Here is a 16,397-nt window from a genome sequence, read left to right as displayed (position 1 = left end):
CTAGCCCCCTCTCCCTCAAGGGGCGAGGGGGGATAAGAGTATTTTTGCCATCACGGAGTGTGTGCTTCATCTTGGTTTTTTTGCCTCCGCGATGATGGTTTCGATGAGTTCAAAGATTTTGGCGAAATTACTTACATCAACATCTTTAAATTCATGTGTTTCTTTCCTTATATTGTCAGCAAAGTCATTTTTACTTAAATCTTCTGGTGTTTGATTGTTTATTACTTTGAAACCAGCGCGGGGAAGTCTCCTTCCTTGTGAGTCTGTACGTTCTAAATCATGATTTGAATAGTAGTTTTCAATGGAAATTTTATCTTCCACATCAATGAGTTGAGGGATTCTTGTGATAAATACATTGTTCCCATAGTAGGCGAATGCTTTGTCACTATTGTTCTTTACTTTGAATTCAGAATTAACCTTTTCTTCATCTCTATCAAATATACATATATGTAGGCGATTTTGAGGTGATTTAGATAATGCTTGGCAATGTTGAAGCATTTGTGCATATCCCATATGCTCTTCAGTTTTGCTGAATTCAATTTTTAATGATGAAAATTTTCCTTGTGCTTGTAGTTTTTTTAAAGCAAATTCAAGGTGTTTCCAGTCTGTTTTGCCTTCGGTTAGAATCAAGGGGTGATGCTCTGCTTGGGGTTTGTCTCCATAATGATTGTTCGTGACATTACCAGTAAGAGTGCCATTCCCATACTGATTGATTGGAGCATTAAAGTTAATAGTGGCTCCTGACATGTTAACCTCTTTGATTGGTGTGTACCTGGAAATGACTTTATATTTTTCAAACCATTCGTAAGAATAATAGCCGCAACGCCCCTGCGTTTCTTCAGCACATTCAAAATAGCTTAACCTGAAAGGTAATTTATTACCAATTTCATCAAGCTGCTTTAAATTAATTTTCTTAGAAAAACCAAACAAAATTTGCTTAACCACTTCCTCGTCGGCAGTGCTTAATGCCTCAATAGAAGATTTAAACGCATATTCAGAAGTCATTGTGGATAAGTGTAATGCCGCAGTATTATATATTTTGGAATTGCAATCATTTAATGAGCAAATCATGAAATCAATCACACATGGAATTTCAATATCACCAAGTGCTTCCAATATGATTTCCTTAGTGTTTATATCAGCATCCGAAAAATACTTAATCAGAGAAATGATAGCATCAATTTCTTTAGTAGCACCGAGGGTATAAATTAAATCATCTTTTGCTCTCTTATTTTCGCGAGCAAGCTCTTTGATTAAAGCACTAATAGCAAGAGGATGTTTAAGCTCCCCTAATGCATTTATAGCTATATTTCGTACTTCATCACTGGCATCATTTAAAGCTTCAATTAATGCACTCATCGAATCAATATCTTGAATCTCCCATAGTGCATGGACGGAAGCTTCTCTAACTTCTATGCTCTTACTATTTAGTTTTTCGATTAATGCTTTTGTAACTGTTGACCCTCTAAAATTTGATAATGAGTTGATTGCAGTAACTTGAATTTCAATATTTTTATATTTTAGGGTGTCAATTAAAAGACCAGCTACATTTGATTTTTTTACTTGTGCTAAAGAGTGCATTGCATATATACGGTCAGCTAATGATTTACCATGAATTAGCTTGACTAGAAAATCAATGGCTTCATCAGTTCCCAATTCCCCTAGCAGGTCAATCAATTGAGCACGATCATCTGACTTTTTTGTGCTTACAATAGCATCAATTATGTTGCTTTCAATAAAAGGTTTTTTTAACTTCGCTGCGGCAAATAAATATGATTGATAGACATCTAGATTTTTGTCGTTAGAAATCACATCTAGGCTTTTTAATGCAGCCAAATCCCCAATTTCCCCTAGTCCATATGCAGCCCAAAAACGAATTTCTGAATCCTCATTTTTTAATAAGCCAACAAGAGTCTCTGTTGATCTTTTATCTGCTAGTTGACTTAAAATGTATACTGACCAGAAGCGTACTTTGGTGTTCTCGTGACTTGATAGCAACAAGCAAAAATTGACAGCCCGATAATCTTTTGTCTTAGATATTAAATTTGCCAATCCGTTTGGCACATCCTGATCTTTGCTTTGAAAGATTTCAATTAAGTTATTTATATCTTCCAAATAAGAATCAGCAAACCCCTTAAGTAACTCAAGCCAAGAGTCTGTTAACTCATCATTGCCTTGTTCATGCAGGAAATCTATTATTGATTGCAGGATGGAAATATCACCTATATCTTTTAGTGCTGACAGATATGATTCGATAGATGATAACTCGTCACCATGCAACAACTCTAATAAGGGCTTAACAGCCTTTTTACATCGAAGGTGTCCTAAAGAAATTGCTGCACTTTCTCTAACCTCAGAACTTTTATCTTTTAGTAGTGATATTAAAATATCTGAAACATCAGTGTTATCTAGCATTCCTAGAGCTAAAGCTATTGAAGAACGAACAGTCGGGAAATCATCATGTATAAGCTCAATTAACGAATGATATATATCATCACCACCAATGTTGCCGACTGCAAGTACCGCAAGCTCTCGAACTTCTGGACTTTCATCTTTTAATGAGTGGATTAAAAAAGATAGCGTACTTGGATCGGAAATATCAACCAAACTGTTAGTTGCAGCAATTCTTACTTTTACATTACGATTATTTAACAAATCAGTTAACTTGCCAACAGCAAGAGTGGTGGCATTTTTTCCAAGTAAAAAAACAGTCCCGGGATGCGTGTCAACATTAAAACAATGTAACAAAAAATCAAATGCCATCGTTTGATATTGATCTTTTACCTTGCCTGAGAGTGTTGCCATAAGCTTTAAATCAATACTAAGGGCAATACGAAGCAACCTTTCAATACTACTCCAATCAGGAAATAGACTGATCAATAAACTAATAGTCTCCGTCCACTTGAGAGAATTTAAATAATGCGATCCAAACTCTTCATCCGTAAAATTATCAAAGTTGTTTTGCAAATATTCAGCAGCATAATACTCTTGAAATAATTGATGGGTAAATTCAACTTCATCTTTATCTGCTGAACGTTGCAGCAAATAAAAATTGAGTGCATCATCTAACCATTGCTTTACCTTGCTAGGCGCATCAGATAAACCTTTGTCTCTAAAATATTTTTCCAATCTCTTTTCTATATCAGTACGTTTCACCTGTAACCAAATGCCTTTTCCATCACCGCCAGCATTCATCATATAGAACGCAATTTCTTGCAATACCTCATCACGGAAATCAAAGAACTCATTATGACGCGGAGTTAGCGTGTCTTTAGGCTTGTGTTTTTCATACTGATCATGAGTAAACTGGCGAAATAACTCCCCTTGATTTTGAGCTACATTTTCTGATGTTGAGTATGTGTCACATAACATATCCAACAATAATGGTGTATCAGTAAGCTCTTTGACTCGACCATGTAGGGATTGTAGCATCCCGAATGCTAAATCATTACCGAGTCGGTTTTTGATAAAGTCTTTTGTTTGCTCTTCTGTTAGTGGCAGCATGGAAAGACGTGTATCTATACCCAAATAAGATTCTGCTCCTAATTTCCGACTAGTAAATATCATGGAAACGGCGGAAAAGTCTCTCCTCCAGTCATATAATCCAGAACCGGATGGCAGCTCATTCAAACCATCAAGCAAGAGTAAGAAAGGGTATTTATCTAGTAAATCAGCAATATCTTCAGGCTTAACTCGGTAATCTCGCACGCTAAGAGCTTTTGCTAACAATGATTCAATCGAAGTATTTGCACTTAGCCGTCGCAATTCCAGTAAAACCGGGATTTTTAAATCAGGATTTAGTAAGCATTTTTCTGCATCTTCTCGTAATAAGCGTTTGAGAGCTGTAGATTTTCCCGAACCGGGTTTACCCAATAACAACACATGCTTGTCTGCATTTGCTCGTAAACCAGTCAATACCTCAACTGATTCCCTACGTGGTTTTACATCCTGATTGTTATCTTTAGCTTTCTTATGTCCTCTGCCCAATTGCACCACATCCGCTAGTGTAGAGACATAAGCATCCTCTCCAGCTTTACCACTCAACTGACTTAAAACAGACTCCAAATAAAGCTTACGATTAAACAATGTGCACTCTCCCTTCTTGTTCCCCCTCGCCCCTTGAGGGAGAGGGGGCTAGGGGGTGAGGGGAAACGGCGTTAGCCGTCACCAACGCAGGCGACAAATGCCCATAATCCCCGCTGTACCATTCCGCAGATTTATTCACCACTGGTAATTCACTCCCAGCTTCTGCCCAACGCACAAACCCCGTCCCCGGCACGAACAAATCAATGCTTGCCGCATCCGGGTCTTTCACCGCTACCTGCAACCAGCCGCCCCCGATCAACTCCTGCAAGGGCGGTTGCCGCGCATAAATCTCGCCAACCACCGCCGTTTTCGCTTCCACGACCACCAGCAGGCGCATGGGTTCGTGGATTTCGATCATCTGTTGTGGCAAACCGGTGCGCAAATCGCTGAACACGCCTTCCATGACCCCGAATAAGCCGGTGAGGTTATGGGTCACTTTTGTGCCTGCGCCGTAATGCGCGTTATTGATGGTGGAAAAGTAGTATTCGAGGTTGATCCCCGCGCCCACTGGCCCCGCATTCAGCAGGATATTTTCCAAAATCCTGCCGTCAGGGTCGCGGGTGCAGTCATAGGAAATCAGGAAGCAACGCCGGTCGAGGAAACTGCCACGGGTTACGGAGCGCCGCCCAATCAAGGCACTGGCATTGGTCGCATGACCCAGTTCCGGGCGGGCTTGGCTGTAATCGAATGCCCGCGCGGCAATGTGCCGAGAAGCCTGTTCCAAGGTGGGTTTGCGCGGGGCAGATGCCAGTTTGCGACAACGTTCGTGCGCAGAATGGCGAGCGGCTTCAACCAGTGTTGCTTGCAAACGGGAGAGCCGCTCCCGTAAAGCAGTTGGCACTTTATCGGTGTCATACCAAGGAATCTGTTCGTCGCAGGTGTCGTGTTCTGCCCCCACAAACCATGTGTCCACCGGAATGCAGATGCCTTGCTGAGCCAACAGCTCACGGATTTCCGGGCGGTTTGCCATTGCCGCGAAGACCCGTGCATTCGGACCGCTATGGCGACCGCTGCACGCCCCGCATTCGTAAGCGGCAGCATGGGGATTATTCTGGCTGGTTGAGCCATGCCCCATGATCACCACCAGTGGCGCGAAACCATCCGTCAAGCCCACAGTGCGCAGGAAACCACCGACTTTTTCTGCCTGTTCCGCATCAGTAAAGCCCATCTGATTGTGCTGGCTGGAGCGTTCGGCATCCGCTTGCAGGGCAATAAATTCCAACTTGGTTGGAATCGGCATATCCACCTTGCGGCTCAGTTTTTTTACCCATTGCCCAAATCCCAATGGCAGGTACGATTTACCCAGCAATACCGCCAGCGAAAACGGCGCGAGGAGCAGTTGGCTGAGCGTTCCGAGTAAGAGGTGGTGGCGGGTGATGTGATTCACACCGGCAAACAGCCGTTTACGCCAATGGGTACGTTGTGCGTGAGCATGGTGTAACGCGGCAGCTTCATCGGCGGGGATTTCCCGCACCAAGTGCACGGGCGTGACTGGCACAGGGCAGAGTTTGGTGACGCTGTTGTCGTCCAGCCCTTGCCAGTTCATTGGCAGGTTGAAAAATGCCGCCGCGCCAAGGGTTTCAATCTGCGGGTTCAGTTCTTCCAGATGGCGACGGATCCCTTCCTCGCGCTCATCCATGCAAAACACTACCTGCGCTTGTGGACGTTGCTCACGCTGTTCCCACATGCCGCGCCCGTGGTTGTTGAGCAGTGCATTGAAAATTTGTTCGCGGTAATGGCGTTCATACGCCTGCAACCACAAGAAACCGCTGTGTTCGTCATCCAGCGTTTCCAGACAGGTGAAAATCGTCTGGATTTGCGTGGGGGTGAGGCTGCGGATACTGCTTGCATCCACCTGCAACTGCTGCATCAGGCGGAACAAACGCCAGCCGTGATTGTAAGCGGAGAACCCGTCACTTCCCGCACTAACCTGCGCCCATGTCCAGATTTGGTGTGCCAGCAATTCCCAAGGTTGTTCGTCGTACACCTTGGGGCGACGGTGGTACATCAGTTGCTGTGCCGGGGTGAGCAGGTATTCCGGCAACGGGCGGTTAAAGGTGTAATAGCGCACCAGAAACTCTGCCGGGTGGCGGCGGAAACGCCCGCGAATATCGTCCAGACTGGCTTCCATCAACCAGATACGGCGGCACAAACGCCGCGCAAACAGGTGTTCCATGCTCAAACGCACCGCAAGGTAATCGAGCATATCGGCGTGGTTAGCCGCTGTTTTGACATAATCGGGGTGAAAATGCCGCCACAGGAACATCCCTGACCAACCGGGTAGCTCCAGTGCCAAGCGTTCCAGATAGCCATCCCAGTACTCTTGCGGAATGCCGATGCGCTGCAATTCCGCGACAATTGCATCAGTGGCATTGTCGGGCAGGGAATCCAGGTGTTCCTGCCAGTCGGGTAAATCGTCCAGCGCCGGTAATAAATCGTGGTGGCTGGCAGTGCGCCACGCCGTGAAAAAACCATTGCCCACCGTGCCGTTATGCCATGCTGACATGCCTTGATCCAGCCAAGCAGCAACTTGCCGCACCAGCAATGGACGCATATCGTGCAGGATGTCTTCACCTGTCACCGCCTGTAACAAACCGCGTAACGTGATGTTTTCACCCACGTGCAGGATAAGTTGCAACAACACCTCATGCGCCTCGTGCGTCACCTGTGCGCCGATGTCTTCCGCCTGATCTTCAAGTTGTGCGGCAAACAACCGCGCTGCGCGTTGCGGGGTAAAGTTTAGCAAGTCTTCAGAGTGCAATACGTGATGATCGAGTTGTAATGCTGCCAAACACGCTGCCCAACGTTCGCCATCGCGCTCCAGAACCTTGTTTTCTTCCACCTCCCACACAAACTGGCTGGGGGCAATGGGTTTGATGGGGCAAGCCAAAGCAGTTCGGTAAATATCGCCTTGGCACACCTCGCCGATGCTGTGGGTGAAGACCAGCGCTTCACTGGCAAGGCTCGCATCCGCCGCCAGCACCGCCTGCAAATCGCTGGCGTCAATGCGCCCACACCGGAATTGCTCACGGAATTTTTCCGTTGGCCAATAACCGTAAGCGCCCGTTATTTCATGTGCAGTGTCAAGGGCTTGTGGGAAGGGCAGGTGTTGTAAACCGTGCAAGGTATTGTGGTGTACAAAGTCGCGCAGCGGTGCCTGACTCGGCAAAATGTGTTCCAGATGCTCCAGCAGGTGGTGGAAGTCGTGGGAATGCTGAGGTGAGTTTCCGGCAACACTCACGGCATCAATGCTCCCGCTGTCACAAAGTATTGCACCGATACCTGCATCATTGCCAGCAACGGTGCAGGGTACAAGCCCAGCAAAACTGTGCCGACAATCAGGCTGCCCGCAGCCACCATTTCCAAGGGGCGCAGGTCTTCCACCTGTTGCATATCCAGCCGCACCGGACCGGTATACAGGTGTTTCACCGTACGAATGCTGTAAGCCGCCGTAATCAACACCCCCAGCGACAACAGCACAATTGCCCAACCCCACGTCTGGAAACCGCCAATCAGCACATGCAATTCAGCCACAAACCCGGCAGTACTCGGCAACCCGACCCCGCCAACAAATGCCATGATAATCAGGAAGGCAAAGCGCGGCGTAATCTTAATCAATGAGCCATAATCGTTAATATCGCGGGTGTGGGTGCGCTCATACAGCAAACCAATCAGCATGAACATTGCCCCAGCCGCCAAGCCATGCGCCACCATTTGGTAAACTGCGCCGGTAATGCCATGAACATTCAGGCTGGCAATGCCGATCATCACCACTCCCATGTGGCTGACCGACGAATAGGCAATCATTTTTTTCATGTCGCTTTGCCGCCAAGCCAACAAGCCGCCATACAACAAACCGATTGCCCCAATCACAAACAGAGTCGTTTGCATAAAAGTGGCTGCGTCCGGCAGAATGCCCACCGCCCGCAATAATCCATACGAACCCATTTTCAGCAAAATGCCCGATAGCAAAATACTCACCGGACTAGGGGCTTCCACGTGCGCCAACGGTAGCCAGCCGTGCAAGGGGAAAATGGGCATTTTCACCCCAAAACCGATCAATAATCCGAGGAAAATTAGCACTTGTTCATTGGCGGATAATTGCTTTGCACCCTCTGCCATTGCTGCAAAGCTGAAACTGTGTGCTGGCGTGGCATCAAACAGCACCAACAACGCCAGCAACATAAAGACCGAGCCACCCATCGTATACAACACAAAATTCAAGGCAGCCGTCTGACGATTTTTTCCACCCCAACGATCAATCAGGAAAAACAGCGGAATCAGCACCAGTTCCCAAAAGACGTAGAACAAGCCCCAATCCTGCGCCATGAATACCCCCATCGTGGCGGCTTCCAACAGCAACATCAACAGGTAATAGCCTTTGACATGGTGGTTGATCATGTGCGAGGCCAATAACGCCATCAGCACCAGCACCGTGGTCAGCAAAATCAATGGAAACGAAAGACCGTCGACCCCTACCGCAAATGACGTACCCAGCCGTTCATTCCAAACTTGGTGGGTATAAAGCTGTATTTGCGGATTATCAAATGAAAAACTGGCAAGCAGACTGAAGGCATACAGCAGGGTCACGACTGCGACACCAATCGCCGTATGACGGATCAAGTGTGGGCGTTGATCGGGCAACAAAGCCACAATCCCTGCCCCTACAGCAGGCAATAGCAACAAAAGGATGAGCGGATCCATGCAGTCCACGCTTTAGGTCAGGAGGAATATTAGCGGGCGATAATACAATGATTGACCCGTGATGGGTAGGATAAATAATACCTAATGTGTAGGATAAACCAAAAGTCAGGGCTGGGCATTACCCCTTGTCTGACGGCTTATTTTTGATAATGTCGACACTTTATTATTCTGGTTATTATTGGAAACTCGTCATGTACAACGTCCATCAGCATGTGCAAGCCAGCCTCGGTCATTTTCGCATGGAAGACTACTGGTTCCGTTACAGCAGTTTCGTCCCGCGTCTGTATAACTGGTGTCTTGAGTTAGGCTTTGAACCGGGCAAAATCATGCCTTCACGTGCATTTTGTTCGGACGAAAGCCAAGGCTACCCCATCATTTTGCTGGCAAAGCATTTCGGTACTTTCCCCTTTAATCATGGGCAGGTCGGCGGCATTATGGCGTGTGACCGTCATGGCCCGCACGCGCATCACGGTAAAGACTTGGTGATTGTGCACGCTAGCCACGTCGGTTATGACCCTGAAGCCTATACCTTTGGTACATACCGGCGCATTCAGTCCGTCAACCACCGCTGTTCGAGCAATTGCGGCAAAATCCACGCCACGATTGATTGGTATTTGCGTGAATACGAATTTGCCTGCCGCAATATCACCATCGACATGCGCTCAGACCATTGCCGGGTGACGCTGGATAACCAGTACCTATCACGCAGCCGCGAACGCAGCCTGGTGTTGCATCTGGCGAAAATTGTGGAACACAACCTTGATGGTGAAATGATTCCGCTGTCGATTCAGAGCACGTCACGCACATTCATGGCAACGCCAACCTTCTGCCAACACATGAGCTGGTTTTTCAAGGCAGGAGATCGTCAACCCATTGGGGATGCACTGTTACCGGAATATTTCACGTTTCACACCAGCTTGCGCGAAGACGTGGATGGTAGTCGCCAGCTCGAACAAAACCTGATTGGCGCAATGCCGTGGATTGTTACTTCCGCTGAGCCGATGTTGACCGCCGCGCAAGCCAATACCCAGGCAGAATTTGACCGTGCTTACCGCAGCATTTCACAGGACAAAGCCTATCGTGGACGCAACCTCGTGTATATCGCGGGGCTACATGTCGACATTTCGCCCTCACCGGAGCAGACGTTTGTCCTGACCAAGTTCATTCCCTGGGCAGCTTATGTGCAATTGGCAAGTGGGGAGCGCTACCTGTTGGAACAGGATGCGCTGTTTGAAAAGATCAAGGCCAGCAGCCCGGAAAACCCCCAACAGCTACCACTGGATGAGGCGATTCACATGATGGAGGGCGAGGAAGAAATTTACCTGCATCTGCCGTACTGATGCTGGTGGCGGTCTGTCAATGGGTGAGCCCCAGATACAAGGCAGGCAATTTCTCCGGCAAGCGGGTGATGTTATCCAGCACCAGATAATGTTTTGCGCCGAAAATGCGTTCCACATACTGGTCGGCTTGCGGGTCTAGCGTCATGCAAAAGGTGCGGATACCGTTGCGTGCCAACTCTTCCACCGCGCGTTTGGTGTCATGGCGCAGGTATTGCGGGTCGCGCACGTCATTGTCAGCCGGTTCGCCGTCGGTCAACAACAGGATCAGCTTTTTCTGGCTAGGGCGCTGTGACAACAGGTTGGCTGCATGGCGTAAGGCCGCGCCCATACGGGTGGAAAGTTTTCCGCCCATTGCCGCCAGTCGCCCCTTTACCGTGTCGTTGTAGGGTGCATCGAAGTCCTTGAAGCGGTAATACTCCACATCATGTCGCCCGTTGGAGTCGAAACCATGAATGGCAAATGGGTCGCCGATCCTGTGCAGGGCTTCCGCCAGCAGGGCAGCGGCTTCACGGGCCAGGTCGATGACTTTTACTCCTTCCGTCGCGCCACGTGCCTGATCATTGGTCGATTCTGACAAATCAATCAGCAGTAGCACCGAAAGATCACGGATTTGCAAACGGGTACGGATATTGATGCGTGGGTTGGGTTGTCGCCCCAGGCGGATGTCGATCATCGCTTGCACCGCAGCATTCAAGTCGATGGTGTCACCATCCTCCAGATTGCGCTGGCGGATCACACCTTGCGGTTGCGCGGCTTCGATCAGGCGTTTCAGACGCTGGATAATCGGCTTGTTTTTTTCCACTGCCTGGTCAATTAGGTCGGTATCACCGCGCTTGGGGCGTTTCTCCAGCACTGTTACCCAGTTGGGGCGTTCCAGTTGGGTTTGGTAATCCCATTCGGGGTAATGCACGGGCGATGCCACCGGCTCTTTGCCCTCTTTTTCATTGAGGGTCGTGCCGTCGTCATGGAAAAATTCGGTTTCCAACACCCAAATTTCTTGCGCGTCATCGCCTGCGTATTCCACGTCCAGCCCCATGACCATTTCCATGACGCTGACGTATTTGCGCACCTGCTGGGTTTGCCCCGGTAACAGCACGGTATTTTCAGGGTCGTCGGGGGATTGCCACAGGTAGCGGTTATCGTCACGGTAGGGGTTGGTGGGCTGATCCTGACGCGGGTTGTATTTGAAATCCAAGGCTTTTGCTTGTTCCGCCAGTTGCAAGCCAATGTCCAACGCCAAGGTTTGGTCGTGTAAACGCTGGCTGTGTTGCGCAAACAAAGCAGTGGCTGCTTCCACCAGCGGGTGATCATCGCGGTAATCGTTGTCCAGCAAGCCACGCGCCATGCGCCCCAACACACTGGCGGCACTGTTGTCTTGCGAATCCGCCGGTAACAGGTTTTTCCACAAGGTCAGCAAGCCGGGAAAGTCCTTCACCGCCAGTGTTTCCACCCGTGCGTCTTCCACTACCCCAACCATTGCTTGTTGCAGCGGGGTCAAACCTTGGGCATCGTCATAATAACGGGAATACACGATATGCGCGGCAGTATGGGCAGCGGCAGCGCGGTACACATCCATGCCCTTGGCTTTTTCGCCATTGGGCAGGGTGAAATCGTCAAACGCATCCGGCAGGTGGATAAAGCTGGCTTCGATATACGGGCGGTAGCCTTCGCGGGTTTCAAAGTCGCCGGAAGTCGGGCGCAGGAAAAAATCACGTCCCCACAAGGCGCGTAAATACATAATCAGGCGGCGTTGCACATCGACGAACAATACCCCGCGCTGTTCTTTCTTCAGCACGTTCATGGCCGCGTCGTTTTGCAGCCCGAAATATTCCGCCTGCCCGTTGAAATCGTTGCGGTAAGCGGAAATCCCCCACATTGCCCAGCGGCGCAAGCCGCCCAGCGTCAGGTGTGCCAGCAACACATCGAGCTTTTCCAGCATGGGGCGCAACGCACGCGGTGCTTGTGCCAGCAGATGGTTCAACAGGCTCAGGTAGCCTTTGAACAGTTCGAGTTCGCCCATCCGCGCTGCTGCGGTGGGTGCGGTGGAAAACAGCAGCACCAAGACACTGGCACTGGTTTTGGAGAACATTTTGATGGATTCTGACAGTAATTCTGCAACGGCTTGCTCACCGACTTCTTTCGCCACCAGTGGTGCAGCTTCCAGAAAGGATTCGACCAAATCCGTGCCACGCCCCAGCGATTTCAGCCCAGCAGCACCGCGCAAATAAGTATCCAGCCCACGCGGGGAAAACACCCGTGCGGCTTCCTGCCAGTTGGCTTCCAGCACTTCTTTGGTGGTATCACCCAAATCATCAATAATGTCCTGATAATCGCTGAGTTGTAACGCCATCGAAGTGCTCCTTGTTACCTTACACCTTACAGAATTGTTCTGGCAGGACGGAAGAATGGTGATGGGTAATCAGCCACTCTCCGGCACGCGGACGGTACACAAAGGTATAACGTGCGGTCACTTTGCGCCCGTCTGCGAACACGAAGGAATACGTACCCATATCCACCGCCATATCCCAGCCGACTTGCACATGGCGCTCGGTGACAGTGCCGCGTGGCGCACCGGCGAGGAAATGCTTGAAGTATTCCGCAATAGAGTTGTGCCCAACGTGTGGCTCATCGGCAACCGTAGGCAGCAATACCGCATCATGGCTGTAACAGGCAACCACCGCATCGACACTGCGGGTGTGCAAGGCAGCATCCCAGCGTTTGAACAGGGCATCCACATCCACGGGGGGCGGGGTGGTATTGCCGACATACGCACCGGTGACGGCACTGCGCGGGGCGCGTGACTGCATCGAGGCAGAAGTGGTTACTCTGGAAGTCATGGTGTCTTCTCGCAGGTTAATCAGGCCAGATACGCTCAGGGTGCAACGGGAAACCCGGTTGGTTCAGGTCGTCGGCTGCTGCTGGCGTGGCTGGTGGCGTTGTGGGTGCTTGCGGCGGTTGCGGTATATCAGCAACGGCTGGAACGGTCTCTTCTTGTACTACTGCGGCTTCGGGTGCTTCAGGCACGTCAGCCGGGGTAGCTTTCACGGCTTTGGGTTTGCTCGATTTTGCTGATGGCATCTGTCAAACCTCGTGGTTAAACCAAATTATTGTTGGGCTAAAGCGTCAGCTTCGGCTGCGTAGGCGTGATCCGCATCCGTTAAGGCGTCACCTTCCGCATTGATGCTCACGCTCACATGATTGCGGGCGAAATTCAGATTCGGATGCAAACCCGTGCGTTCGGAAAGCGCGGCGAGTTGATCCAAAAACGTGCGTGTTTCAGCGTAGGAGGCAAATTCATAACGGCGAGTCATTGCCGCTGGGCGTTGCTGGACATTCCATGCGCTGCTGGGTTGGGTTGCGGTCATGATAGTGCTCCTTTGATTTAGGATACCCCTCACCCCCCAGCCCCCTCTCCCTCAAGGGGAGAGGGGGAGCAAGAGAGGTTATTTTCTTAGCCCCTCTCCCCTTGAGGGAGAGGGGTTGGGGTGAGGGGTCAGGTTTTACTACGCCTTAGGCAGAATGGTTTCGACTTCGGAGTGAACACGGGCAATGATGTGCGCCGCTACCAAACCGTCACCCACGCGCTCACAAGCGTCAGCACCGGCACGCACGGCTGCGTTAACCGCGCCCGTTTCGCCGCGAACCAAAACCGTCACATAACCGCCGCCAACGAATTGACGACCGATCAGCTTCACTTCAGCGGCTTTGGTCATCGCATCGGCTGCTTCGATAGCCGGAACCAGACCGCGTGTTTCAATCATACCTAAAGCAACACCAGTTACTTGTGCCATGTTTATTCTCCTTAAAAACGATTAACGATCAATCTAGTGACTTAGCCGATAACAGCGTTGTCAGGGGTTTCGCCTGCTTTAGGCAGGATGCCTTCCACTTCAGAGTGAACACGCGCAATAATGTGGGCAGCCACCAGACCGTCGCCAACCCGCTCACAGGCGTCAGCACCGGCACGCACAGCAGCGTTAACCGCACCTGTTTCACCGCGTACCAGTACAGTCACGTAACCGCCACCAACGAACTGGCGACCAATCAGACGTACTTCTGCCGCTTTGGTCATGGCATCAGCGGCTTCGATAGCCGGTACCAGACCGCGTGTTTCAATCATGCCTAATGCAATACCAGTTACTTCAGCCATTTGAGTATCCTCTCGTAATAAAATCAGTCATTAATCAACACAACGTCGGTCATTCTTCCCAATGGTCGATGATGCCGCCGATGGTCAAATCCGTTAGCACCTTCGGGTCTTTGAGCGCGTAACGCGCCGCTGATCCGCTGATGGTGAAAACCCACGCTCCGGGCGGTGCGCCCACCGGATCGCAAGCCACATTCTTAGCGCCCTTGCTGTCCACCAAAACCCGCAAGGACATAGCCTTCAAGCCAGGTACACGCTGGGTGGCGACCAAATCAGACTGTACCCGCATGATTTCCATTTGCTGCTCCTTACTCGCCATTCCATCGGTCGATAATGCCGACGATGGTGAGGTCGGAAGGGTATTCCTTACTGCCTGCGGCTTCGCGAGCGGCAGAGGAACCCACACAAATCACCCAGTCACCGGGGACGCAACCGATGGCATCCACTGCCACTTGCCGCGCTCCGCCGACTTTTTCCTGTACCACCAACAAACCCTTATGCCCCAGTTCGGCAAGGCGGTTGGTGGATACCAGCGTTTTTTCTACGCGCATGATCTTCATGCCACATCCTCCACGACTTCGACTGGGCTACCTGTCGGTGTGTCCTGCACTGACAAATGGCACAGCAACAAACCTTGTTCCACCAATGCCGCGTAACGGCTGCGGATGGCTGCGGCAACCTGCTGGGCTTTCGCCACTGTGCGTTCGCGTGACCCCGGTACGCGGGCATCGTAACGGTAGTGAATCGCTACCGGCACAGGCAGACCGTGTTTCACGTTCAAGCCTTTGAAAATCTTGATGCCGACATCCATGTCTGCCACGCCTTCTTCCAGCGTGTGCAGATGGGCGTAATACGCCACGTTGCGGATTTGCACTTCCTCGAAGCCATCCCCGACGCTGATGTAGCGTTCGGCGTGACCGATGTCGGCGTATTGCCCGTTGTGCAAATCCATCACGTAATCCATCTGTGACAGGTTGTTGATCAGCAGGTTAGTCACCAGCCGTCGCATCCCGTCGTGAGGCGAACCTTTGCCGGTTCCCCAGCCATGCTGGTTAATCGCGGCTTCGACCGCCTCGTGTACTGCCAACCTTGCCTGATCTGCTGACAAACCCAGCGTGGCATGGAACAGCACCTTGTTATCCACAAAGCGTTGTGGGGAAAGCTCACCTTCGCCGTCGGGAATATGTACCCGGATGGCATCGGTGTCGGTATCTACCCCGATCAACAAAATATCCGTGCTGGCACCACAGCAGAACGAATTCTCAATGGCCTGGCGGAACTGGTTTAGGCGATCCAGTGCCGCTGCCACAGCTTGATGGTCGTTACTCCCGTGGGCAGCACATCCCTCATGGCAGGGGGAACTGCTACTGGTGTGGTACACCGCGATTTTCAGGTAACGTGTCCCTGCATCCACGGTGGTTGGCACACCTTCGCGGAAACGGCGTAACTCGGTTGCCATCCAGTGACGCACGTCCGTTTCTACGTCGAATAAAGCCCCGGCATACGCCTTGCGCCGGGTAAACGAAGTCAAAGGCAGACGCAAAATGTAACGCATCAAACCTTTGAGGCGACCATCAGCACAGGGGCTGATGTCCACCGCGTGAAAGCCACAGTCGAGGAAGAAGTTGCGGGTATCCTGCACCGCTTCCACCTGTTGGCGTAAATCGTTGGCAAACTGTTCGGTTGCCAGCTTCAAAGCCTGAAACGTGCAATACGCATACAGGGCTTTCATGTCCACGCCACTGACCCACGCATCGTTGAGGATGCGTTCCGGCAAGCGGTAGCCCAATTGGGCTTGGGCAATCGCTTGTGCCTGTGCGCTGAAACCTTCCCCTAGATGCAAACCAGCGATGGCTTGCAGTGCCGGGGTAATGGCATCAAAACGCCCTTTGACACTTTCTTCACAATGCGCCAAACGGGCATTGGCATATTGGTTAGCCAAGGGGTGGCGGTGAGAACTCACCGCTGCCCCGTTTGCGACAGGTGTTAACCGTGTTCCCGGCTCCACCGCCAAGGCAATCGGAGTTGCTTGGCGTGTTGCCTTGCGTAACGTTTGTGGTTTGCCTTGAGTGCGGCTTGCCATACGCAAGGCTTGCTGGGCTTGACGGCTGTTCATCTAT

The 16,397-nt window shown here is 50.6% G+C and carries 13 protein-coding genes; 1 reads left to right on the top strand and 12 read right to left on the bottom strand.

Features of this window, described 5'->3' with window-relative positions:
* Positions 1–66 precede the first annotated feature (66 nt).
* Genes B2U47_RS08265 through B2U47_RS08255 form a run of 3 tightly spaced genes read right to left on the bottom strand, consistent with a single transcriptional unit; the run spans position 67 to position 8,790 of the window.
* Positions 67–4,086, bottom strand: coding sequence for a HEAT repeat domain-containing protein (locus B2U47_RS08265; RefSeq protein WP_296677279.1), 4,020 nt, complete (start codon positions 4,084–4,086; stop codon positions 67–69).
* Entirely contained in the window at positions 4,079–7,327 is a 3,249-nt protein-coding gene (locus B2U47_RS08260) for a DUF2309 domain-containing protein (protein ID WP_296677277.1), read from the bottom strand. Before B2U47_RS08260 ends, B2U47_RS08265 begins: the two co-directional genes overlap by 8 nt.
* Positions 7,324–8,790, bottom strand: coding sequence for a complex I subunit 4 family protein (locus tag B2U47_RS08255; protein ID WP_296677274.1), 1,467 nt, complete (start codon positions 8,788–8,790; stop codon positions 7,324–7,326). Before B2U47_RS08255 ends, B2U47_RS08260 begins: the two co-directional genes overlap by 4 nt.
* Before the next feature lie 191 nt (positions 8,791–8,981).
* On the opposite strand from B2U47_RS08255, the gene B2U47_RS08250 reads away from it, so the two are divergent.
* On the top strand, positions 8,982–10,130 hold the full coding sequence (locus B2U47_RS08250) for a hypothetical protein (protein WP_296677272.1): 1,149 nt from the start codon (positions 8,982–8,984) through the stop codon (positions 10,128–10,130).
* A 16-nt stretch (positions 10,131–10,146) separates the two neighbouring features.
* On the opposite strand, the gene B2U47_RS08245 is transcribed toward B2U47_RS08250, so the two are convergent.
* The 9 genes from B2U47_RS08245 to B2U47_RS08205 all read right to left on the bottom strand — a co-directional run bounded on the left by B2U47_RS08245 (position 10,147) and on the right by B2U47_RS08205 (position 16,393).
* Positions 10,147–12,480: a nitric oxide reductase activation protein NorD gene (locus B2U47_RS08245; RefSeq protein ID WP_296677269.1), complete on the bottom strand. Its 2,334-nt coding sequence runs from the start codon at positions 12,478–12,480 to the stop codon at positions 10,147–10,149.
* A 19-nt stretch (positions 12,481–12,499) separates the two neighbouring features.
* A complete protein-coding gene (locus tag B2U47_RS08240) occupies positions 12,500–12,967 on the bottom strand; it encodes an SgcJ/EcaC family oxidoreductase (protein ID WP_296677267.1) in 468 nt (155 codons plus the stop codon).
* Between the two features lie 16 nt (positions 12,968–12,983).
* Positions 12,984–13,208 (bottom strand): hypothetical protein, encoded by a 225-nt coding sequence (locus tag B2U47_RS08235; protein WP_296677264.1) that lies wholly within the window; start codon positions 13,206–13,208, stop codon positions 12,984–12,986.
* A 26-nt stretch (positions 13,209–13,234) separates the two neighbouring features.
* Positions 13,235–13,495, bottom strand: a complete 261-nt coding sequence (locus tag B2U47_RS08230) for a 4a-hydroxytetrahydrobiopterin dehydratase (RefSeq protein WP_296677262.1) — start codon at positions 13,493–13,495, stop codon at positions 13,235–13,237.
* Between the two features lie 138 nt (positions 13,496–13,633).
* A complete protein-coding gene (locus B2U47_RS08225; RefSeq protein WP_296677260.1) occupies positions 13,634–13,921 on the bottom strand; it encodes a BMC domain-containing protein in 288 nt (95 codons plus the stop codon).
* A gap of 41 nt (positions 13,922–13,962) precedes the next feature.
* Entirely contained in the window at positions 13,963–14,280 is a 318-nt protein-coding gene (locus B2U47_RS08220; RefSeq protein ID WP_210229965.1) for a BMC domain-containing protein, read from the bottom strand.
* Between the two features lie 49 nt (positions 14,281–14,329).
* Positions 14,330–14,575 (bottom strand): carboxysome peptide B, encoded by a 246-nt coding sequence (locus B2U47_RS08215; protein WP_093066214.1) that lies wholly within the window; start codon positions 14,573–14,575, stop codon positions 14,330–14,332.
* Positions 14,576–14,585: 10 nt separating this feature from the next.
* Positions 14,586–14,837, bottom strand: a complete 252-nt coding sequence (locus tag B2U47_RS08210; RefSeq protein ID WP_093066212.1) for a carboxysome peptide A — start codon at positions 14,835–14,837, stop codon at positions 14,586–14,588.
* Positions 14,834–16,393 (bottom strand): carboxysome shell carbonic anhydrase, encoded by a 1,560-nt coding sequence (locus B2U47_RS08205; RefSeq protein ID WP_296677244.1) that lies wholly within the window; start codon positions 16,391–16,393, stop codon positions 14,834–14,836. Before B2U47_RS08205 ends, B2U47_RS08210 begins: the two co-directional genes overlap by 4 nt.
* Positions 16,394–16,397: the final 4 nt, after the last annotated feature.

Origin of the sequence: Thiothrix sp. UBA5583, from assembly GCA_002425225.1 — a bacterium.
Lineage (GTDB): Bacteria > Pseudomonadota > Gammaproteobacteria > Thiotrichales > Thiotrichaceae > Thiothrix > Thiothrix moscowensis.
The sequence above is the reverse complement of the archived record's forward strand: the minus strand, read 5'-3'. Positions and strand labels throughout refer to the sequence as shown.